At 71.6% G+C, this 20,497-nt stretch carries 18 protein-coding genes and 1 pseudogene; 1 reads left to right on the top strand and 18 read right to left on the bottom strand.

Annotation, left to right across the window (positions count from 1 at the left end; translation table 11 throughout):
- The 18 genes and pseudogenes from GCL72_RS05460 to argS all read right to left on the bottom strand — a co-directional run.
- A pseudogene (locus GCL72_RS05460) lies at window positions 1-210 on the bottom strand (F0F1 ATP synthase subunit beta); the annotation flags it as partial.
- A 75-nt stretch (window positions 211-285) separates the two neighbouring features.
- A complete protein-coding gene (locus GCL72_RS05455) occupies window positions 286-1,179 on the bottom strand; it encodes a F0F1 ATP synthase subunit gamma (RefSeq protein ID WP_153143708.1) in 894 nt (297 codons plus the stop codon).
- 95 nt (window positions 1,180-1,274) lie between these two features.
- A complete protein-coding gene (gene atpA, locus GCL72_RS05450) occupies window positions 1,275-2,900 on the bottom strand; it encodes a F0F1 ATP synthase subunit alpha (protein WP_153143707.1) in 1,626 nt (541 codons plus the stop codon).
- Between the two features lie 136 nt (window positions 2,901-3,036).
- Window positions 3,037-3,846: a F0F1 ATP synthase subunit delta gene (locus GCL72_RS05445; protein WP_153143706.1), complete on the bottom strand. Its 810-nt coding sequence runs from the start codon at window positions 3,844-3,846 to the stop codon at window positions 3,037-3,039.
- Entirely contained in the window at window positions 3,846-4,409 is a 564-nt protein-coding gene (locus GCL72_RS05440; RefSeq protein ID WP_211364979.1) for a F0F1 ATP synthase subunit B, read from the bottom strand. Before GCL72_RS05440 ends, GCL72_RS05445 begins: the two co-directional genes overlap by 1 nt.
- Before the next feature lie 83 nt (window positions 4,410-4,492).
- Window positions 4,493-4,696, bottom strand: coding sequence for an ATP synthase F0 subunit C (locus tag GCL72_RS05435; RefSeq protein WP_010525772.1), 204 nt, complete (start codon window positions 4,694-4,696; stop codon window positions 4,493-4,495).
- Between the two features lie 133 nt (window positions 4,697-4,829).
- Entirely contained in the window at window positions 4,830-5,642 is an 813-nt protein-coding gene (atpB, locus tag GCL72_RS05430) for a F0F1 ATP synthase subunit A (protein ID WP_153143704.1), read from the bottom strand.
- Window positions 5,643-6,007: 365 nt separating this feature from the next.
- Entirely contained in the window at window positions 6,008-6,448 is a 441-nt protein-coding gene (locus GCL72_RS05425; RefSeq protein WP_153143703.1) for a hypothetical protein, read from the bottom strand.
- Window positions 6,445-7,650 carry an MraY family glycosyltransferase gene (locus GCL72_RS05420; RefSeq protein ID WP_153143702.1) on the bottom strand — a complete coding sequence of 402 codons (1,206 nt, stop codon included), beginning with the start codon at window positions 7,648-7,650 and terminating at the stop codon, window positions 6,445-6,447. Before GCL72_RS05420 ends, GCL72_RS05425 begins: the two co-directional genes overlap by 4 nt.
- An 18-nt stretch (window positions 7,651-7,668) precedes the next feature.
- Window positions 7,669-8,340 (bottom strand): L-threonylcarbamoyladenylate synthase, encoded by a 672-nt coding sequence (locus tag GCL72_RS05415; RefSeq protein ID WP_153143701.1) that lies wholly within the window; start codon window positions 8,338-8,340, stop codon window positions 7,669-7,671.
- Window positions 8,337-9,251, bottom strand: coding sequence for a peptide chain release factor N(5)-glutamine methyltransferase (gene prmC / locus GCL72_RS05410; RefSeq protein WP_153143700.1), 915 nt, complete (start codon window positions 9,249-9,251; stop codon window positions 8,337-8,339). The genes GCL72_RS05415 and prmC overlap by 4 nt, the downstream gene beginning before the upstream one ends.
- 41 nt (window positions 9,252-9,292) lie before the next feature.
- Window positions 9,293-10,414: a peptide chain release factor 1 gene (gene prfA, locus GCL72_RS05405; protein ID WP_153143710.1), complete on the bottom strand. Its 1,122-nt coding sequence runs from the start codon at window positions 10,412-10,414 to the stop codon at window positions 9,293-9,295.
- Between the two features lie 132 nt (window positions 10,415-10,546).
- A complete protein-coding gene (gene rho / locus GCL72_RS05400; RefSeq protein ID WP_246161035.1) occupies window positions 10,547-12,502 on the bottom strand; it encodes a transcription termination factor Rho in 1,956 nt (651 codons plus the stop codon).
- Between the two features lie 501 nt (window positions 12,503-13,003).
- Entirely contained in the window at window positions 13,004-14,071 is a 1,068-nt protein-coding gene (gene thrB, locus GCL72_RS05395) for a homoserine kinase (RefSeq protein ID WP_153143698.1), read from the bottom strand.
- A gap of 11 nt (window positions 14,072-14,082) precedes the next feature.
- Window positions 14,083-15,192 (bottom strand): threonine synthase, encoded by a 1,110-nt coding sequence (thrC, locus tag GCL72_RS05390; protein ID WP_153143697.1) that lies wholly within the window; start codon window positions 15,190-15,192, stop codon window positions 14,083-14,085.
- Between the two features lie 98 nt (window positions 15,193-15,290).
- On the bottom strand, window positions 15,291-16,625 hold the full coding sequence (locus GCL72_RS05385; RefSeq protein ID WP_153143696.1) for a homoserine dehydrogenase: 1,335 nt from the start codon (window positions 16,623-16,625) through the stop codon (window positions 15,291-15,293).
- 95 nt (window positions 16,626-16,720) lie between these two features.
- Window positions 16,721-18,271: a diaminopimelate decarboxylase gene (gene lysA, locus GCL72_RS05380; protein ID WP_246161033.1), complete on the bottom strand. Its 1,551-nt coding sequence runs from the start codon at window positions 18,269-18,271 to the stop codon at window positions 16,721-16,723.
- The gene (gene argS / locus GCL72_RS05375; protein ID WP_153143695.1) at window positions 18,271-19,926 is read right to left on the bottom strand and encodes an arginine--tRNA ligase; all 1,656 of its coding nucleotides are present in this window, start codon (window positions 19,924-19,926) and stop codon (window positions 18,271-18,273) included. Before argS ends, lysA begins: the two co-directional genes overlap by 1 nt.
- Before the next feature lie 141 nt (window positions 19,927-20,067).
- Here argS and GCL72_RS05370 point away from each other — a divergent pair, with 141 nt between their 5' ends.
- Entirely contained in the window at window positions 20,068-20,481 is a 414-nt protein-coding gene (locus GCL72_RS05370; RefSeq protein WP_153143694.1) for an ArsR/SmtB family transcription factor, read from the top strand.
- The last annotated feature ends 16 nt before the right edge of the window (window positions 20,482-20,497 follow it).

The raw sequence follows: 20,497 nt of genomic DNA, 5'->3' as shown, positions 1-20,497 counted from the left end.
GTTGTCGCCCAGGTGCTGCGAGGTTTCGAAGGTGACCGTGCGGGTCTGGCCGTTCGTGGTGATCTCGGTGGTCAGGGCGTTGTACAGCTCCGGGATCGCGTCGGACGGGAACTCGACGTCGACGACCGGGCCGATCACACGTGCGATGCGACCGGTCGCGCCCGGCTGAACGGCTCCGGAGGAGCCCTGTTCGGTCGTGGTGGCAGTCATCTCTCTCACTTCACTTGATCTTGGATGATGTCGGAACGTGGTCTGCGTGGTCTCCGGCGGCCCCGGAGACGGCCGCTAGCTGGCGGACAGCGCCTCGGCGCCGCCGATGAGCTCGGTGAGCTCCTGGGTGATCTCGGCCTGGCGGGCGTTGTTGCGCAGCAGCGTGTACTTCCGGATGAGCTCGTCGGCGTTGTCCGCGGCCGACTTCATCGCACGCTGGCGGGCGGCCAGCTCGGAGGCGGCGGCCTCGAGCATCGCGGCAAAGATCCGCGACTCCACGTAGCGCGGCAGCAGCGCGTCGAGCACCGCCTCGGGGCCGGGCTCGAACTCGTAGAGCGGCAGCGGGTCCGCGCCGGAATCCGGCTGCTGCTCGACGAAGGCCAGCGGCAGCAGGCGCTTGACCACCGGCTCCTGCCTGATCATCGACTGGAACTCGGTGTGCACCACGTAGAGCTCGTCGACTCCGCCGGCGTCGGCGCCGCGCGAGAATCGGTCGATCAGCGCGTCGCCGATCTCCCGAGCCGTGTACACCTCCGGCGCGTCGGTCTTGCCGGTCCAGACCTTGTCGTACTCCCGCTCGCGGAAGTCGAAGTAGGCCTGAGCCTTGCGGCCGTAGAGGTACGGGCGCACCTCCTTGCCCTCGGCCTGCAGCTTGGCGATGAGCGACTCGGCGCGCTTGAGCACGTTGGTCGAGTAGGCGCCGGCCAGGCCGCGGTCCGAGGCCATGATGAGCACTGCGGCGCGCTGCGGGTCCTCCGCCTTCTGCGTGAGCACGTGCTCGACATCGTCCTGCGAGGCGACGGCCGACACCGCACGGGTGATGGCCTCCGCGTACGGCAGCGAGGCCTGCACCCGCTCGCGCGCCTTGCCGATGCGCGAGGTCGCGATCAGCTCCATCGCCTTGAAGATCTTCTTCATCGACGACGTCGATGCGATCTTCTCGCGGTAGACCCGGATCTGGGCTCCCATGCTTGTCCTTCCCTGAGATGGTCGGCTCCGTCGGCGCCGTCACCGCCCGACGGGGCGGGGCGACGGCGCCGACGGCGACGAGAGGTCGAGTCGGCTCAGCGCTGCTGAGTCCCGATCTCCTCCTGGTTGATCTCGTCCTCGGACAGCGGCTCCGCGTCGGCGAACACCTGCTTGCCGGTCGACGACTGGAACGTCGGCTTGAAGGACTCCATGGCCTCGTTCAGCGCGTTGATCTGGTCGTCGCCCCAGGCGCCGCTCTCGGCGATAGTGGTCAGCACCGTGCTGTGCCGGCGCAGGTGGTCGATCCACTCGGACTCGAAGCGCTGCACGTCGGCGGTGTCGACCTCGTCGAGGTGACCCTGCGCGCCGGCCCAGATCGAGACGACCTGCTGCTCGACCGGGTACGGGGTGTACTGGGCCTGCTTGAGCAGCTCCATGAGCCGCTCGCCGCGGACCAGCTGCTGGCGCGTGGCCGGGTCGAGGTCCGAGGCGAACATCGAGAACGCCTGCATCTCGCGGAACTGGGCCAGGTCCAGCTTCAGCGTGCCGGCGACCTTCTTCATCGCCTTGACCTGCGCCGAGCCGCCCACGCGGGACACCGAGATGCCGACGTCGACGGCCGGACGCTGGTTGGCGTTGAACAGGTCCGACTGCAGGAAGATCTGGCCGTCGGTGATGGAGATGACGTTGGTCGGGATGTAGGCCGAGACGTCGTTGGCCTTGGTCTCGACGATCGGCAGACCGGTCATCGAGCCGCCGCCCATGTCGTCGGAGAGCTTCGCGCAGCGCTCCAGCAGACGGGAGTGCAGGTAGAACACGTCGCCCGGGAAGGCCTCACGTCCCGGCGGACGGCGGAGCAGCAGCGAGACCGAGCGGTAGGCCTCGGCCTGCTTGGTGAGGTCGTCGAAGACGATCAGCACGTGCTTGCCGCCGTACATCCAGTGCTGGCCGATCGCCGAGCCGGCGAACGGCGCCAGGTACTTGAAGCCGGCCGGGTCGGACGCCGGGGAGGCCACGATCGTGGTGTACTCCAGCGCGCCCTGGTCGGCCAGCGTCTGGCGGACCGAGGCGATGGTGGAGGCCTTCTGGCCGATCGCGACGTAGATGCAGCGCACCTGCTTGTCCGGGTCGCCGGAGTCCCAGTTCGCCTTCTGGTTGAGGATCGCGTCGACGCCGATCGCGGTCTTGCCGGTCTGCCGGTCGCCGATGATCAGCTGGCGCTGGCCGCGGCCGATCGGGATCATCGCGTCGATGGCCTTCAGGCCGGTCTGGAGCGGCTCCCCGACCGACTGGCGCTGCACGACCGTCGGAGCCTGCAGCTCCAGCTCGCGACGCCCCTCCGGGGCGATCTCGCCCTTGTCGTCGATGGGCTGGCCCACCGGGTCCACGACGCGGCCGAGGAACTCGTCGCCCACCGGGATGGACAGGACCTCTCCGGTCCGGCGGACCTCCTGGCCCTCCTCGATGCCCTCGAAGTCGCCGAGGACGACCGTGCCGATCTCCCGGGTGTCCAGGTTCTGGGCCAGGCCCAGCGTCCCGTCCTCGAAGCGAAGAAGTTCGTTGGCCATGGCCGAGGGCAGTCCCTCGACGCGGGCGATGCCGTCGGCCGCGGAGATCACGCGTCCCACTTCGACGCGCTCGGCGCTGCCGGGCTCGTAGGACGCTGCGAACTCGTTCAAAGCATTGCGGACGTCGTCGGCGTTGATGGTCAAGTCGGCCATCTGCAGTCCCTGCTCTCCTGTGTCATGGCCGCGGCTGCGGCCGGAATGGTTCAAAGTGTCACGTCTGGCGGCATGGACGACCTGTCGGGCCGACCGCCGCCGCGCGCGAGTGAGCCGATGCCGGAGGTCCCGGCGCTCAGCCTGCCAGTCTCCGCTGCAGGTCGTCGACCTTCGCCGAGATCGTCGATTCGACGATCTCGTCGCCGACCTGCACCCGGATGCCGCCGACCACCTCGGGGTCGACGACGACGTCGAGCTTCAGCTCCCGGCCGAAGTACCGGTCGAGGCTCGCACGCAGCCGCTCGCGGCGGTCGGCGTCGAGCTCCTGGGCCACGGTGACCCGAGCGATCCAGCGGCTCTGGCGGGCCGCCGCCTGCTCGGCGAACCGCTCGACCAGTGCCTCGGGCCGCAGTCCGCGCGGGGCGACGACGGCTCGGTCGATCAGCAGCCGCGCCTCGGCCCCGGCGTCCGGGGAGAGTCGGGACGCCAGAGTCGACAGCGCCTCCGCGCCGGCCTGCGGCTCGGTCAGCGCCCGCTGCACCTCGTGCGAGGACCCCACCGTCCGGCGGAAGGCCAGCAGCTGGGTCTCCAGCCGCTCGAGCCCGTCGAGTCCGTCGGCCTCGGCCTGCTGCGCCACCACTGTCACCGCCAGGGTCTCGACGGAGTCGGCGAGGTCCCGGTCCCGGCTGAACCGCTTCGAGACCAGAGCCTCGAGCAGCGCCAGCGTCGTCGGAGCGACCTTCTCGCCGAAGAGCCCGCGCACCACGGAGGTCCGCTCATCGGGCTCCCGGGCCGGGTCGGTCAGGCTGCGTCGCAGGGCCGAGGAGGAGTCGAGCACGTCCACCGCGCCGAAGAGCTCCTCGGCCACGCTCAGGTCGGCGGACTCGAGAGTCCGGGCCTGCTCCTGCAGCACCGCCGCCAGGGATTCGCTGGTCACCGCGGCCATTACTGCGCAGCCCCCGTCCGGCTCTGGTCCGTCTGCTCGGCGTCCAGGTCAGCCAGGAAGCGGTCGACCACGCGCTGCGAGCGGGCGTCGTCGTCCAGCGCCTCGCCGACGATGCGGCCGGCCAGCTGGGTGGCCAGACTGCCGACGTCCTGACGCAGCGAGACGAAGGCCTGCTGACGCTCGGCGGAGATCTGCTGCTGAGCCTGCTCGGTGATGCGCGCCGCTTCGGTCGCCGCCTTCTCCTTGTGCTCGGCGACGATCTGGGCACCCTCGGCGCGGGCCTCCTCGCGGAGACGGCTCGCCTCGGCGTGCGCGTCGGCCAGGCTCTGCTCGTAGCGAGCCTTCATGGCCTCGGCCTCGGCCTGGGCCTCCTCCGCCTTGTTCAGGCCGCCCTCGATGGCCTCGACCCGCTGCTGGTACGTCTTCTCGAAGGCCGGCACGATGAACTTCACCACGACGAACATCAGCACGATGAAGCCGAGGCCGGTGGCGAGGATCTCCCAGGGGTTGGGAACCAGCGGGCTCGCCTCGCCGGCGGCGTGGAGCACGTCTGCGCTGATCATGTGTTCACCCATTTCCTTGATCTGTGGTCCTGAGGGTCACGAGAGTCGCGGCGAGGAGCTCGACGCGACGTCACCGGGACCGGTCAGAGGACGAAGGCGAAGACCAGAGCCAGAACGAAGACTGCCTCGGCCAGTGCGAAGCCCAGCAGGGCGATCGGCTGCAGGATGCGCTGAGCCTCGGGCTGACGGGCCACACCGTTGATGTAGGCCGCGAAGACCAGGCCGATGCCGATGGCCGCACCGGTGCCGGCGAGGCCCATGCCGATCATGTTCAGGTTTCCGTCCATGTCCTTGTGCTCTCTTTCTGTGATGTCGCCGGGGCGGGCCCCGGCGGCTTGCGGGATGGGGTGACGCTCCGCGCCGCGCGTGGAGTGCGTCGCTTCCGGAGGGAGGCCCTCCGTGAGTCTGGGGGTCGCCGCCTCAGTGGGCCTCGGCCTCGAGGGCACCCTGCAGGTAGACGGCGGTGAGCAGCGTGAAGACGAAGGCCTGCAGGATCATCATCGCCAGCTCGAGGAAGTACATCGGGATGAAGCCCAGCAGCACCAGCACGCCGGTGGCGTTCATGGCCAGCGACTCCTGCTGGGTGATGAGGAACTCCGCGCCGGAGCCGACCAGCATCACGATGACGTGGCCGGCCAGCATGACCGCCATCAGACGCAGCGAGTGCGTCACCGGGCGGATGATGAAGTTCGACAGGATCTCCAGCGGGACCAGCAGGATGAGCAGCGGCTTCGGCACGCCGGAGGGCACCGCGACGAGCTTGACGTAGCGCAGCCCGTACTTCTGGAAGCCCACGCCGACCCAGAGGATCCAGACGATGCCGGCCATCGCGTAGGCGGCGCCGACATGCGAGAAGCTGGGCAGCTGCAACAGCGGGATCGCGCCGAAGAGGTTGTTGATCAGGATGAAGAAGAAGATGCCGAAGAGCAGCGGCACCCAGGTCATGAAGTGCTTCTCGCCGATGACGTCGCGGGCCATCGTGTTGCGCACGAAGCCGTAGCCGGACTCGGCCAGATACTGGAGGCGCGAGGGCACGAGGGCCCGCTTGCGGATCGCGGCGGAGAAGAACCACCAGATGAGCACGATGGACAGCACGATCATCAGCATCTGCTTGCCGAAGCCGGTCCCCCATTCGGCCATCCACGGCAGGATCTCCGGCAGGTGGGTCTCGTCGAGGGTCGGCGGGGTGAAGCCGCCCTCATTGTCGGCGGCTGCGAGCGCAAGCGAGTGCAACGCTGGTCCTCTCTGCGGTGTCCGTCATCGGGCACGTGCCCCGGGCATCGGCGATCCGGAGGGGCCTCCGTCTCGCGGTGGTCTGGTGCGCAGGGCGGGATCTCCTCCGGTGCACGCACGTGAGCATGCCTGCACACAGCGTCGAGCTCTGCCTGTCAGGACTGATCGTCGTCGTGCGGTGGACCGGGAAGCATCCATCGCCGTGGCGCGGTCATCGGTCAGCCTATCAAATGACGGGGGTCACGCAGCGACCGCGCCGGAAACGCGGGATCAACTGTACTACATGCTGTAGAAAGATCGGCGTCGGCCGGAGCCGCGCCGCACGCCGTCCGTCGACGGCGGCGCCCCGGGCGGCGGTGCCGCGCTCAGTCCGACGTCGGGTCGACGGTGACGCGCATCCCCAGGAACGCGCGGATCTCGGCGGCCTGCCAGCCGACGACGACCACGGCGGCGGTGACGGCCGCCCATCCCGGGCGGACCCAGTCCGGGGCCGCGGCCTGCTGGGCCAGCAGCACCAGACCGATGACTTTGATGACGAAGGCGACGAGGAACAGCGGCACGGTCAGCCGCGGGGTCCGCCGCTCGGCGAGGTCGATGAGCGCCAGGCTCGTCGCGGAGAGCACCAGCACCGCCGCCCCTCCGGCCAGAGCGCTGAGCGCGGCCTCTCCCCCGGCCACCAGCAGCGCCAGCAGCGCCGCGAGCCCGGTGATCGCCGTGCCGGCGACGACGGCGGCGACCAGCACCGGCCGCCAGCCGGTGCCGCGCACCACGGCGCGGCGGCGTCCCGCGTCCGACGTCGAGGTCATCGGTCCTCCTGCGGAGCGTCGAGGTCGTCGAGATCGGCCACGTCGGCGCGCACCGGCCCGCGCCGGCGCCGCCGCAGACCGGCGAGGGCGGCCTCGCGGTTCGTCCGCCGCGCGCGCCGCTGCAGCCACGGCCCGAGCGTGAGCACGCTGGCCAGCCCCAGCGAGAGGAGCATGGCCGCACTGACCAGCCACCACGGCAGGAAGTTGAAGGACACCGCGCCGAAGGCGAAGAGCCCCGACCACAGGTGCAGCAGCAGCACGGCCTGGGGATGCGAATAGCCCTCGTCGATGAGCTTGTGGTGCAGATGCCCGCGGTCCGGGCTGAACGGCGAGGCGCCGCGGGCGGTGCGGCGGACGACGGCCAGCGCGAGGTCGAGCACCGGCAGCAGGATCACCGCCAGCGGCAGCAGCACCGGCATGTAGGCCGGGATGTTGCGGAACCGGAAGCCTTCGGCGAGCTGACCGACGTCGGAGGTCACCGCCACGGCGCCGGCCGCCATCACCAGGCCCAGCAGCATCGCGCCGGTGTCGCCCATGATGATCCGGGCCGGGTGGAAGTTGTGCGGCAGGAAGCCCAGGCAGGCGCCGACCAGCACCGCCATCAGCAGCGTGACCAGGTTCGAGGCGTCGAACTCGTTGATCGACAGCGTCAACAGATAGCTGTAGATGAAGAACGCGCCGCCGCCGAGCGCCGCGACGCCGGCGGCCAGCCCGTCCAGGCCGTCGATGAAGTTGAAGGCATTGATGGTCAGCACCACCAGGAAGACCGTCAGACCCGCCTGCACCGGGGCGTCGCCGACCCCCAGCCAGCCGACCGGCATGACCTCCAGCCGCATGCCGTGGGCGACGAGCACCACTCCCGAGGCGATCTGCCCCAGTAGCTTCACCGCCCAATGGATGTCCCAGGCGTCGTCGGCCAGGCCCACCACCAGGATGATGATCATCGCCAGGAAGACTCCGCGGACCGGGGTGAGATCGGCGAAGATCCCGCTGAGGTACGGGATCGCCGAGGCCGCGGCGAGCCCGACCACCATCCCGACGAACATCGCCGCCCCGCCCCAGCGCGGCATCCGCCCCCGGTGCATGTCGCGCGTGCGCACGGGCGTATAGACGCCCAGATGCAGCGCGATGCGGCGGACCGGCGGGGTGAGGGCATAGGTCACCACCGCCGAGACGGTGAGGACGATGAGGAAGTAGATCATGCGGCGACGTCGCGGCGCTCAGCCTTGGTCGTCGGTCTGCGGGCCGCGGACCTCGCCGACGACCGCCTGCAGCTCGGCCGGGCTCACCGCCCCCTCGCGGACGATCTGCGGGGTTGCGAGCGTGCAGTCGACGATGGTCGAGGGGCGCGTGGTGCTCCGCTCGCCGTCGTCGAGGTAGACGCTGACCGCCTCGCCGAGCATCTGCTCGGCCTCGGCCGCCGTCGTCGCCGCGGGCAGCGAGGTGCGATTGGCCGAGGAGACGGCCATCGGCCCCACCTGTCCCAGCAGATCCAGGGCGAGGTCGTCGGCGGGCATGCGCAGCGCGACGGTGCCGCGGGTCTCTCCCAGGTCCCAGGCCAGCGACGGCTGCGCCGGCAGGATGAGGGTCAGCGCGCCGGGCCAGAAGGCCTCGGCCAGGCGCCGGGCGACCTCGGGCACCTCGTCGGCCAGCGCGTCCATCACCGCCGCCGAGCCGATCAGCACCGGCGGCGGCATCGTGCGGTTGCGCCCCTTGGCGGCCAGCAGGATGCTCACCGCCTGCGGCGAGAAGGCATCCACGCCGATGCCGTAGACGGTGTCGGTCGGCAGCACGACGCACTCGCCGCGCTGCACGGCCTCGTGGGCCGCGGCGAGGCCGGCGGAACGGGCGTCGGGATCGAGACAGTCGACGATATGGCTCACGCGCGTCATTCTTCCATGGTCGTGGTGGTGTTCTCGGACATCGAGGACCGCCGCGCGGCGCTGGTCGCCCGATCGCGGCCGGTCAGATCCTGGTGGGTGCGCACCGCCGTCAGCCGGGGATGCGCCGCGCAGCGGGCGGCCAGCGGCTCGGCCTGCTCCTCGGCGTGCTCCATGATGAACCACCCGTCCTCGCGCAGCAGCATCGCCGCGACCTCGACGACCTGGTGCGGCAGCGACAGCCCGTCCTCGCCCCCGCCGTAGAGGGCGACCTCGGGATCATGCTCGCGGACCTCGACCTCGACCGGAACCATCGAGGTCGGAATATAGGGCGGATTGGAGACGACGACGTCGAACGTCTCCGCCCAGTCCTCCGGCAGGTCGCGGAGGTCGGCGCAGTGCAGATGCACCCCGAGCGGCTCGAGATTCAGCGCGGCCCAGGCCGCCGCCTCGGCGGAGACCTCGACGGCGTGGACCTCGGCGCCGGGCAGCTCGGCGGCCACGGCCGCGGCCAGCGCTCCGGATCCGGTGCCCAGGTCGAGCACGCGCAGCCCGGCGCCGTCGGCCGCCCTGTGCTCCCTGAGCTCCCCGCGCTCTCCGGAGAGACGGTGCAGGCGGTCCAGGGCGATCTGGGCGACCTGCTCGGTCTCCGGCCGCGGGACGAAGACCCCCGGGCCGACCCGCAGCTGCAGGTCGCGGAACGGGGCGAGGCCGGTGAGGTGCTGCAGCGGCAGCCGGCGGGACCGTTCGGCGACCAGCAGCTCGAACCGCTCGGCCGTTGCGTCCTCGAGCCGGGCGCCGCCCAGCGCCAGGGCCGCGGCCCGTCCGCGCGAGACGCCGAGGACGTGGGCGGCCAGCAGCTCGGCATCCGCCCGCGGCGAGGGCACCTCGGCCTCGGTCAGCCGCGCGACCGCAGCACGCATCGCCTCCTCGAGATCGGTCCCGAGGCCGGACACGCCCTCGCTCACGAGTCCCTCGGCTCGGCTCCGGGCTGCCCTGCGGGCCCGCCCACCGCATCCGCCAGCGCGGCGAGCCGCTCCTGCTCGTCGAGCTGGATGCAGGACTGCACGACGGCCTCCAGGTCGCCGCCCATCACCGTGTCGAGGTTGTAGGCCTTGTACCCGGTCCGGTGATCGACGATCCGGTTCTCCGGGAAGTTGTAGGTCCGGATCCGTTCGGAACGGTCCATCGTGCGCACCTGCGAGGCGCGCGCGGCGGCGTTCTCGGCGTCGATCTCCTCCTGCTGGTGGGCGAGCAGCCGAGAGCGCAGCACGCGCATGGCCGCGTCGCGGTTCTGCAGCTGGGACTTCTCGTTCTGCATCGCCACCACGATCCCGGTGGGCAGATGAGTGATCCGCACCGCCGAGTCCGTGGTGTTGACCGACTGACCGCCCGGCCCCGAGGAGCGGTAGACGTCGATCTTCAGATCGTTCGGGTGGAGCTCGATCTCCTCGGGCTCGTCGACCTCCGGCATCGCCAGCACGGCCGCGGCCGAGGTGTGGATCCTCCCCTGGGACTCGGTCTCCGGGACGCGCTGGACGCGATGGACCCCGCCCTCGTACTTCAGGTGGGCGTGGACGCCCTGGGCCGGATCGTTCGTCGACGAGCGGACCGAGAGCTGGACGTCCTTCACCCCGCCCAGGTCCGACGGCGTCGAGGAGAGCACCTCGGTCTTCCACCCCTTGGACTCCGCATAGCGGGTGTACATCCGCAGCAGGTCGCCGGCGAAGAGCGCGGCCTCGTCGCCGCCGGCGCCGCCCTTGATCTCGACGATGACGTCGCGGGCGTCGTTCTCGTCGCGCGGGATCAGCATGCGCAGCAGCCGGTCGGCGGCCTGCTCGTGCTCGACGGCCAGCCGCTCGGCCTCCTCGGCGAACTCCGGATCCTCGCCGGCGAGCTCGCGCGCGGCGGCGAGATCCTCCTCCGCCCGGGACCAGCGACGGTGCGCCTCGACGACGCCGTTCAGCCGGGCGTAGCGGCGCCCCAGCCGACGGGCCAGCGCCTGGTCGGCGTGGACGTCGGGGTCGGCGAGGCGCTCCTGCAGCTCGGCATGCTCGGCCAGCAGCGCGTCGGCGGAGGCGAGCATGCTCTCGGTCAGCGAGGCGTCGGGACTGGACATGGCGGGGACCTTCTTCGACGGGAGGGACGGGAGGCGGGGCGCGGGACGGCTTCGGCCCGGGACGCACGAGGCGTCCCGGGCCGAGGCGGACCTGCGGCGCTAGTCCTTCTTGTCGCCGAGGGTCGTCTTGTTGGCCAGCAGGAGGAACTCCGCGTTGGACTTCGTCTCCTTGAGCTTGTTGATGAGCAGCTCCAGGCCCTGCTGCTGCTCCAGTCCGGAGAGGACCCGGCGCAGCTTCCACATGATCTTGATCTCCTCGGGCGAGAGCAGGTTCTCCTCGCGGCGGGTGGAGGACGCGTTGACGTCCACCGCCGGGAAGATGCGCCGGTCGGCCAGGTGCCGCGACAGGCGCAGCTCCATGTTGCCGGTGCCCTTGAACTCCTCGAAGATGACCTCGTCCATGCGCGAGCCGGTCTCGACCAGCGCAGTGGCCAGGATCGTCAGCGACCCGCCGTTCTCGATGTTGCGCGCCGCGCCGAAGAACCGCTTTGGCGGGTACAGCGCATTGGCGTCGACGCCGCCGGAGAGGATCCGGCCCGAGGCCGGCGCGGCGGTGTTGTAGGCCCGGCCCAGTCGCGTCATCGAGTCGAGCAGCACGACGACGTCCTTGCCCATCTCGACCAGGCGCTTGGCCCGCTCGATGGCCAGCTCCGCGACGGTGGTGTGGTCGTCGGCCGGACGGTCGAACGTCGAGGCGATGACTTCGCCGTCGACGGTCCGCTGCATGTCGGTGACCTCTTCGGGCCGCTCGTCGACGAGCACCATCATCAGGTGCACCTCGGGGTTGTTCGCCTTGATGGCCCGAGCCAGCGCCTGCAGGATCAGCGTCTTGCCGGCCTTGGGCGGCGAGACGATGAGCCCGCGCTGGCCCTTGCCGATCGGCGAGACGAGGTCGATGACGCGGTTGCCGACCTCCTTGGGGTCGTTCTCCAGCCGCAGGCGCTCCTGCGGGTAGAGCGGCACCAGCTTGCCGAAGTCCACGCGACCGTCGTTCTGGTCGGCCGGACGGCCGTTGACCGACTCGAGCTTCACCAGCGGGTTGAACTTCTTGTTCTTGCCGGAGTTGCTCTCCCCGTCGCGCGGGGCGCGGATGTAGCCGTGGACGGCGTCACCCTTGCGCAGGTGATGCCGCTTGACCTGGTTCAGCGAGACGTAGACGTCGTTCTGACCCGGCAGGTAGCCGGAGGTGCGGACGAAGGCGTAGTTGTCCAGCACGTCCAGGATGCCGGCGACCGGCAGCAGGACGTCGTCGTCGGTCAGCTCGGTGTCGTCGACCTCCGGGTTGCTCCGGCCCTTGCGCCGGTTCCCGCGGTCGTTGCGGTTGCGGTTGCGCCGGCTGCGGCGTCCGTCGTCGTCGTTGCCGCGACCGCCGCCGTCGTTCTTCGGACCGTTCTTCGGCGCGTTGTTCTGGCCGCTGTTCTGGCCGCTGTTCTGACCGTTGTTCTGACCGCTGCCGTTCCGGCCGCCGCGACCGCCGTCGCCCTTCTGGCCCTGCTGGTTCTGCTGGCCGCCGCCGTCGTTCTTCTGCTGGCCGGCGTCGTTCTGGTCGTCGCCCCGGCCACGATTGCGGCGGTGCTTGTTGCCGCCCTTCTGGCCGTCCTGCTGACCCTGCTGATTCTGGCCCTTCTGGCCGTCCTGCTGGCCCTTCTGCTGCTGGCCCTGCTGGTTCTGGCCCTTGGACCCACTGCCTCCGCGGGAACTCTGCTGGTCGCCCGACCCGCCGTCCTGCTGGCCGGCCTGCTCCTGCCCGCCCTGGGACTGGTCCTTGTCCTGGTTCTGGCTCTGGTCCTGGCTCTTGTCCTGGCCGCGGCCCTTGCCGCCGCGCCGGGACTTCTGCTGGTCGGAGCCCTCCGAGCCGTGGCCGTCCGGGGCCGCGTCGCCCGAGGCGTCGGCCTGCTTCTCAGTCTGCTTCTCGGCCTGCTTGGCCTTCTCCTGGCGCTCGGCGACGGCGCCGCCGCGCTGGTGCGAGGAGATGGCCTCGACCAGCTGCTGCTTGCGCATCCGCGAGCCGCCGGTGATGCCGAGCTGCGAGGCCAGAGCCTGCAGCTGGGCCATCTTCAGCCCGGCCAGACCCGCGTTCTTCGCATCGGCGGAATTCTCGGTGCCCTCGGCGGGCGTTCCGGTGCCCTGAGCCTCAGTGGTCTCAGCGGTGGTGTCTGTCACGAAGGATTCCTTCCCCCTCGTCGGGCAGGGTGATCGCGGTGCCTCCGCTCATCGGACGCGGCGCGACGTCGACTCCCTGCGGCGTGTCTTCAACGGCTCGTCAGATGGCCGTCGGCTTATCGGTGATTCCAGCGCTCCGATGGTCGTCGCACGTCGATCAGGTCGGGCACGTCTCGCCGGTGCACAGGGCACGTCCTGTGAGGGGCACGCCGGACGCAGAGAGGCAGGTCCTGCCGATGAGGCAGGGCGTGCGACGCCGCTGTGCGGCAGAGGGTGCGCGACTCGCGCGGGAACATCGGTGATCGTTCGCACGGCGTCCAACTCTGCCGTGTGGATGGTGCCGGGACCGGGGTGCCGCACCCGCGGGGGGTGCCGGCTCCGGACTCGGCGTGATCATCGCCGGTGTGCTTCCACTGTAGCACCCACGTCACTGATCGGCAGGATCAGCGAGCGCCATGTGTCGGGACCCGCCTCATGGTCCCGACCGCCCTCGGCGCCGGTCGCGGCGGGATCGACGACGTCGACCGCCTCGCCGATGCGGCGACGGGCGGCCTCGGCGGCCTCGTCGCCGTCGGCCAGCACCAGCACCGACGGCCCCGCTCCGGAGATCACCGCGGCGTGGCCGGCGTCGCGGAGCCGGTCCACCAGCGCCATCGAGGCGGGGAAGGCGCCCCGCCGCTGCTGCTGGTGCAGCCGGTCCTCGGTCGCCGGGAGCAGCAGCTCCGGCTCGGCGGTCAGCGCATGGACGAGCAGCGCCGAGCGGGCCGAGTTGTCGGCAGCCTCGGCATGCGGGATCTGCTCGGGCAGCACTCCCCGCGCGACGGTCGTGGACTGCTCCGCCGCCGGCACGGCGAGCACAGTGCGCAGCCGCGGATGCGGCAGCAGCCGCGCCGTGCGGAAGGTCTCCCCCTCGCGCCAGGACACGGCCAGTCCGCCGCGCAGCGCCGGAGCATAGTTGTCGGGGTGCCCCTCGATGCGCGCGCCGATCTGCAGCTGCTCGTCGGCGTCCAGCCCCTCGGGCAGCAGCTGGTCGGCGACGGTCACCGCCGAGGCGATGGCCGCGGCCGAGGACCCCAGGCCCCGGCTGTGCGGGATCCGATTGCTGGCCCGCACGGTCAGGTCCGGCAGCCGGATCCCGCGGGCGGCGAGGATGCGCTCGATCAGCGTGACCACCAGATGCGAGGCGTCGGTGGGCAGCGCCTCGGCGCCCTCGCCGTCGACGTCGACGCGAACCTCCGCGGCCGATTCCGCGGCGCGGGGTGCGGCCTCGACGACGATCTCGTCGTGCAGCCCCAGCGCCAGACCCATGCAGTCATACCCGGGCCCCAGGTTCGCCGAGGTCGCCGGCACGCGCAGCCTCATCGAGCACGGGGCGTCGAGCGCCTCGACGAGATCGGGCGCGGAGTCGACGACGGAGACCGGCTCGGGCGAGGACGCGGCGCGGCTGGATGCGGTGCTCACCGGCGTCTCCGTCACAGGCCCAGGTGCCGGGCGACGGTCTCGACGTCCTGCGGCAGCTCGGTGGGCTCGGCACCGGCCTCCGCGGCGTTCTTCACCGCCCAGTCCGGGTCCTTCAGCCCGTGGCCGGTGACCGTGATGACCACCGTGCTGCCGGACGGGACCTCGCCGGCGGCGTGCTTCCTCAGCAGACCGGCGACGCCGGCGGCCGAGGCCGGCTCGACGAAGACGCTCTCCCGCGCCGAGAGCCAGCGGTGGGCGGTCAGGATCTCCTCGTCGGTGACGGCCTCGATGAGCCCGCCGGAGTCGTCGCGGGCCGCTTCGGCCTGCTCCCAGGAGGCCGGGTTGCCGATGCGGATCGCCGTGGCGACGGTGTCCGGCTCGTCGATCGGGTGCCCGGCGACGATCGGCGCCGAGCCGGCCGCCTGGAAGCCCCACATCGTCGGGGTGCGCGTCGCCCGCGGGCCCAGCGGCTCGACGTCGTCGTCGCCGCCCTCGGGGCGCCACGGCCGGGCGTACTCCTGATAGCCGCGCCAGTAGGCGGTGATGTTGCCGGCGTTGCCCACCGGCAGCACGTGATAGTCCGGGGCGTCGCCGAGGGCGTCGACGACCTCGAAGGCGCCGGTCTTCTGCCCCTCGATGCGGGAGGGATTGACCGAGTTCACCAGGAAGACCGGATAGGCCTCGGCGAGCTTGCGGGCGACGTCGAGGCAGCCGTCGAAGTTGCCGTCGACCTGGATGATCTCCGCGCCGTGGGCGATGGCCTGGCTGAGCTTGCCCATGGCGATGTTGCCGCGCGGCACCAGCACTGCGCAGGTCAGCCCCGCCCGCGCGGCGTAGGCCGCCGCCGAGGCCGAGGTGTTTCCGGTGGAGGCGCAGACCACCGCCCGGGCGCCGTCGGCCACCGCGGCAGTCATCGCCATCGTCATCCCGCGGTCCTTGAAGGAGCCGGTGGGGTTCATCCCCTCGACTTTGAGCCGCACGTCGCCGTCGATCAGCTCGGACAGCGCCGGGGCGGGCACCAGCGGGGTGCCTCCCTCCCCCAGCGTGATGATCCGGTCCTCGGGGCCGACGGGCAGTCGGTCGGCGTATTCGCGGATGACTCCGCGCCACTGGTGCGCCACGGCTGATGCTCTCCTCCGGTCGGGGGCGGTCGGGGTCTGTCCGATGCGAGTCGGACCGGTCTCAGTCGATCGAGGCCGATCGAGGCCGGCCCGCCGGCTCAGGACTGCTGGTCGATCTCCACGCGCAGCACGGAGCTGACCGCGCGGACGACCTCCTTCTCCTTCAGCGTCTCCACCGTGTCGGCCAGCGCCTTCTCGCGAGCCTGGTGGGTGACGATCTGCACGATCGCCCCGCTGTCCTGGTCGGTGTCCACCTCGCCGTCGGCCGAGACGCTGCCGGGCTGGCGCATCGCCTCGATGGAGACGTGGTGGTCGGCGAAGACGCGGGCGATCTCGGCGATCACGCCTTCGCGGTCAGCGACCTCCAGATCGACGTAGTAGCGCGTGGTCGCCTTGGTGATCGGCAGCGCGGTCATCGTGGTGTCGGTGGCCGACAGCTCGGCCGGCGCACCGGCGGTCCGCACGCTGCGCGCCGCCGATACCAGGTCGCCCAGCACCGCCGAGGACGTCGGCAGTCCGCCGGCGCCCTGGCCGTAGAACATCAGCTCGCCGGCGTTCTCGGCGACGACGAAGACGGCGTTGAACGCGCCGCGGACGCTGGCCAGCGGGTGGGTGCGCGGCAGCAGAGTCGGGTGCACGCGCAGCACCGCGCCCTCGCCGTCGAAGCGCTCGGCGATGGCCAGCAGCTTGATGACGTATCCCGACGCCGCCGCGGCCTCGATGTCCGAGGAGGTCACCTGGGTGATGCCCTCGCAGTGCACGTCGTCGATGGTGAACGGCGCATGGAAGCCCAGCGTGCCCAGGATGGCGGCCTTCGCCGCGGCGTCGTGGCCCTCGACGTCGGCGGTCGGATCGGCCTCGGCGTAGCCCAGCCGCTGCGCCTCGTGCAGCGCGTCGTCGAAGGCCGCACCGGTGGTGTCCATCTGGTCCAGGATGTAGTTCGTCGTGCCGTTGACGATGCCCATCACCTTGGTGATGCGGTCGCCGGAGAGCGACTCCTGGATCGGCCGCAGGATCGGGATCGCCCCACCGACGGCGGCCTCGTAGTGCAGCGGCACGTCGGCCTCGGCGGCGATCGCGGCCAGCTCGGCACCGCGGGTGGCCAGCAGCGCCTTGTTGCCGGTGACTACGCCGGCGCCGCGGCGCAGCGCGCGCTCGATCAGCGACCCGGCCGGCTCCAGCCCGCCGAGCAGCTCGACGACGACGTCGACCTGGTCGACCAGCGCCTCGGCGTCGGTGGTCAGCAGCTCGCCGGGGATGCGCCAGTCGCGCGGGGCCTCGACGTCGCGGACGGCGACGCCCGCCAGCCGGACGGGGGCGCCGACGCGCGAGCTGATCAGCTCGCGCTCCTCCACCAGGGTCCGCGCCACCTGGGAGCCGACGGAGCCCGCCCCCAGCAGGCCGATCGTGAGCGGGGCAGCTGTGCTGGCCATGGTCACCTCAATCTTCGGTGCGTCGGACCGCCTCGACGGTGCGGCCCGAGGACGGTCAGGTCAGAGTCGGACGCCGGTTCGGATCCGACGACGGTTCACGACGAGTACCCGGTGTCCCGGCCGAGCATCTGCTCCTCCGTCTCGCGGCGGATCAGCACCTGCGACCGGCCGTCGGCGACGGAGACCACGGCGGGACGGGTCAGCAGGTTGTAGTTGCTCGACAGCGAGTGGCAGTAGGCACCGGTGGCCGGCACGGCGAGCAGATCGTCCCGCGCCGTCGTCGTCGGCAAGTATACGTCGCGCACGACGATGTCGCCGGATTCGCAGTGTTTGCCCACGATGCGAGACAGCGCATGCTCGCCGACGACCTTCCGGCCGGCGAGCACCGCCGAGTAGTCGGCGTCGTAGAGCACCCCCCGGGCGTTGTCGCTCATCCCGCCGTCGACGGCGACGTACCGGCGCATCGCCGTGGAGCCGTCGTCGAGGTCGACTTGGACGTCCTTCTGCACGCCGACCCGGTAGAGGGTCACCCCCGCGGGGCCGACGATGGAGCGGCCGGGCTCGATGGAGATCCGCGGGACCGCCAGCTCGCGCCGCGCGCAGGCCGAGACCACGGTGGCCGCCAGCGCCTCGGCGATCTGCGCCGGGTGGCGCGGGGCGTCGGCCTCGGTGTAGGCGATGCCGTGGCCGCCGCCGAGGTCGAGCTCGGCCAGCTCGACGCCGTGGGCCGCGCGCACGGCGCCCAGCAGGCCGATCAGTCGGGTGGCCGCGAGCTCGAAGCCCTCCGGCTCGAAGATCTGCGAGCCGATGTGGCAGTGCAGTCCGCGCAGCTCGATGTGCTCGCCGGCCAGCGCCCGCTCCACGGCGGTCCAGGCCGCCGAACCGCGATGCGCGGCGACGCCGTCGGAGGCACCGTCGGCGGATCCGTCCTCCCCCGGCACGCCGCCCGGCGGGGTCAGCGAGAGGCCGAACTTCTGGTCCTCGTGGGCGGTGGCGATGTATTCGTGCGTCGAGGCGTGCACGCCCGGCGTCAGCCGCAGCATCACCGGCGCCGTCGTCGCCTCGGCGGCGGCGAGCTGCTCGATGCGCTCGAGCTCCTCCAGGGAGTCGGCGATGATCCGGCCGACCCCGGCGCGCAGCGCCCGGAGGATCTCGGCGTCGGACTTGTTGTTGCCGTGCAGCCCGAGGCGCGCCGGGTCGACGCCGGCGGCCAGCGCGACGGCCAGCTCCCCGCCGGAGGCGGTGTCCACGCACAGCCCCTCCTCGGCGGCCCAGCGCGCGGCGTGCGTGCTCAGGAAGGCCTTGCCGGCGTAGAAGACGTCGACCTCGGCATGCGGGGCGAAGGCCGCGGCGAAGGACTCGCGGTACTGCCGGGCGCGACGGCGGAAGTCGGCCTCGCTGAGCACATACAGCGGCGTGCCGTGCTCGGCGGCCAGCGTCTCGACGTCGACGCCGCCGATGGTCAGCCGACCGGCGTCGTCGCGCTGCGCGTCGGCGGGCAGCAGGGCCTGCTCGAGGCCGGCGCTGTCGGTGATCGGGCTCAGCCAGTCGGGCGCCAGCGGATGCGGCGCAGTCTGCCCGCCGGCCTGCTCGCCGTTCTGCGCGCTGTTCTGCTCGCTGTTCTGCGCGGTGCTCTGCTCGCTCATCACATCTTCTCCGGGGCCGAGACGCCGAGCAGGTGCAGACCGTTGCGCAGCACCTGCGCCGTGGCGTCGTTGAGCCACAGCCGCGTGCGGTTCAGGTCGGTCACCGGATCGGCCACGCCGTCGCGCCCGACGCTGGGAGCCATCCGGCAGGCGGCGTACCAGCCGTGGTAGGCCGCGGCCAGCGACTCCAGATGGCGGGCCACGCGATGGGGCTCGCGGAGCTCGGCGGCCGAGGCGACGATCGAGGGGAAGCGACCCAGCTGGGAGAGCAGCTCCTCCTCGGCCTGGTGGGTCAGCAGCGCGGCGTCGAAGCCGGAGCGGTCCACTCCGGCCGCGGCGGCGTTGGCCGCGGCGTTGCAGGCCCGCGCATGGGCGTACTGGACGTAGAAGACCGGGTTGTCGTTGGTCTTCGAGCGCAGCAGGTCCGGGTCGACGTCGATCGGCGAGTCGGCCGGGTAGCGCGCCAGGGTGTAGCGCAGCGCGTCGGCGCCGAGCCACTCGATGAGGTCGTCGAGCTCGATGATGTTGCCGGCGCGCTTGGAGAGCTTCGCGCCCTTGACGCTCATCAGCTGGCCGATGAGCACCTCGATGTGGTGCTCGGGGTCGTCGCCGGCGCAGGCGGCGATGGCCTTCAGCCGGGCGACATAGCCGTGGTGGTCGGCACCGAGCAGGTAGATCTTCTCGGTGAAGCCGCGCTCCCGCTTGGACAGGTAGTAGGCGGCGTCGGCCGCGAAGTAGGTGGCGTCGCCGTCGGCTTTGAACAGCACGCGGTCCTTGTCGTCGCCGAAGTCACTGGTGCGCAGCCACACCGCGCCGTCGCGGTCCTCGATGTGCCCCTGGGCGCGCAGCGTGTCCACCGCCGCGGCGACCTTCCCCTCGCTGTGCAGGCTCTGCTCGGAGAAGAAGACGTCGAAGTGGACGCCGAAGCGCTCCAGCGTGTCCTTGATCCGGCCCAGCTGCGCCTCGTAGGCCAGCTCGCGGACGATCGGCCGCGCCTGCTCGCGGGCCATGTCGACCACGTCGGGGCGCGCGGCCACGACCTCCTCGGCGAGCTCGACGACGTACTCGCCGGGATAGCCGCCCTCGGGGACGTCCTCGCCGTGCATCCGCGAGATCACCGAGTCGGCGAAGACGCCCATCTGGTTGCCGGCGTCGTTGATGTAGTACTCGGTGGTCAGCTCGGCCCCGGCGGCGCGCAGCAGCCGGGCGACGGCGTCGCCGAGGGCCGCCCAGCGGGTGTGGCCGATGTGCAGCGGGCCGGTCGGGTTGGCCGAGACGTACTCGAGGTTCACCGTGCGACCGGCCAGGGCCTCGGACTGCCCGAAGGCCTCCCCCGCCTCGACGATGGTGCGGGCCAGCTCGCCGGCGGCCGCGACGTCGAGCGTGATGTTGACGAAGCCGGGGCCGGCGACGTCGACGGCGGCGATGCCGTCGCGCTCGCGCAGCCGGGCGGCGAGGAGCTCGGCGAGCTCGCGCGGGGGCATCCCGGCCTGCTTCGCCAGCTGCAGCGCGACGGTGGTCGCCCAGTCGCCGTGCTCGCGGCTCTTGGGGCGCTCGACCACGACGGTCTCGGGGAGCTCGACGGACAGCTCGCCGGCCTCGACGGCCTCGGCGAGCACTGCGGTCACTGCGGCGGAGAGTTCTTCGGGGGTCACCCGCACAGTGTAATCAGTCGACGGCGGGCTCCGCGCCCGGGCCGGCCGACGGTCCGACGCAGATCCCGACGCCGGGACGCGACCGGCGGACCGGCGCACCGACTGTTGACGTGACCTCCGCCACGCTCTAAATTCAACCACATGGTTTCTCTTCCCTCGGAGACCGGACCCGACCTCGACGACGCCGAGACCGACCGGCTCTTCCGCGCCCTCGCCGACGCCACGCGGCGTGACATCGTCCGGCGCACGCTCGTCGTCGAGCAGTCGATCTCGCGGCTGGCCGACACCTACGCCATGTCCTTCGCCGCCGTCGGCAAGCACGTCGGCGTGCTGGCCGAGGCCGGGCTGGTGAGCAAACACGTCAGCGGCCGCGAGCGTCTGGTCCGCGCCGAGCCGACGCGGATCCGCGAGGTCCGCGGCCTGCTGGACCGCTTCGTCGCGATCGAGGCCGGGCGCATCGCCCGACTGGACGCGCTGCTGACGGAGGACGAGACGAAGGGCGAGACCGAGACCGAGGAGCCGCGAGCGACCGCCCGGGGAGTGCCCGGGCGGTGATCACCACCGGAGAGGT

Origin of the sequence: Nesterenkonia halophila (genome assembly GCF_009467795.1) — a bacterium.
Lineage (GTDB): Bacteria > Actinomycetota > Actinomycetes > Actinomycetales > Micrococcaceae > Nesterenkonia > Nesterenkonia halobia.
The sequence above is the reverse complement of the archived record's forward strand: the minus strand, read 5'-3'. Positions and strand labels throughout refer to the sequence as shown.

What these genes read in the sequence shown, in the direction of transcription:
- GCL72_RS05420 (WP_153143702.1), bottom strand. Translation starts at nt 7,650, where the DNA reads ATGATCTACTTCCTCATCGTCCTCACCGTCTCGGCGGTGGTGACCTAT.
- GCL72_RS05440 (WP_211364979.1), bottom strand. Translation starts at nt 4,409, where the DNA reads ATGATCAGCGCAGACGTGCTCCACGCCGCCGGCGAGGCGAGCCCGCTG.
- GCL72_RS05415 (WP_153143701.1), bottom strand. Translation starts at nt 8,340, where the DNA reads ATGACGCGCGTGAGCCATATCGTCGACTGTCTCGATCCCGACGCCCGT.
- GCL72_RS05425 (WP_153143703.1), bottom strand. Translation starts at nt 6,448, where the DNA reads ATGACCTCGACGTCGGACGCGGGACGCCGCCGCGCCGTGGTGCGCGGC.
- GCL72_RS05435 (WP_010525772.1), bottom strand. Translation starts at nt 4,696, where the DNA reads ATGGACGGAAACCTGAACATGATCGGCATGGGCCTCGCCGGCACCGGT.
- lysA (WP_246161033.1), bottom strand. Translation starts at nt 18,271, where the DNA reads ATGAGCGAGCAGAGCACCGCGCAGAACAGCGAGCAGAACAGCGCGCAG.
- GCL72_RS05385 (WP_153143696.1), bottom strand. Translation starts at nt 16,625, where the DNA reads ATGGCCAGCACAGCTGCCCCGCTCACGATCGGCCTGCTGGGGGCGGGC.
- atpA (WP_153143707.1), bottom strand. Translation starts at nt 2,900, where the DNA reads ATGGCCGACTTGACCATCAACGCCGACGACGTCCGCAATGCTTTGAAC.
- rho (WP_246161035.1), bottom strand. Translation starts at nt 12,502, where the DNA reads ATGGCCCAGCTGCAGGCTCTGGCCTCGCAGCTCGGCATCACCGGCGGC.
- GCL72_RS05455 (WP_153143708.1), bottom strand. Translation starts at nt 1,179, where the DNA reads ATGGGAGCCCAGATCCGGGTCTACCGCGAGAAGATCGCATCGACGTCG.
- prmC (WP_153143700.1), bottom strand. Translation starts at nt 9,251, where the DNA reads ATGCGTGCTGCGGTCGCGCGGCTGACCGAGGCCGAGGTGCCCTCGCCG.
- prfA (WP_153143710.1), bottom strand. Translation starts at nt 10,414, where the DNA reads ATGCTCGCCTCCGCCGACGCGCTGCTGGCCGAGCATGCCGAGCTGCAG.
- GCL72_RS05370 (WP_153143694.1), top strand. Translation starts at nt 20,068, where the DNA reads ATGGTTTCTCTTCCCTCGGAGACCGGACCCGACCTCGACGACGCCGAG.
- GCL72_RS05445 (WP_153143706.1), bottom strand. Translation starts at nt 3,846, where the DNA reads ATGGCCGCGGTGACCAGCGAATCCCTGGCGGCGGTGCTGCAGGAGCAG.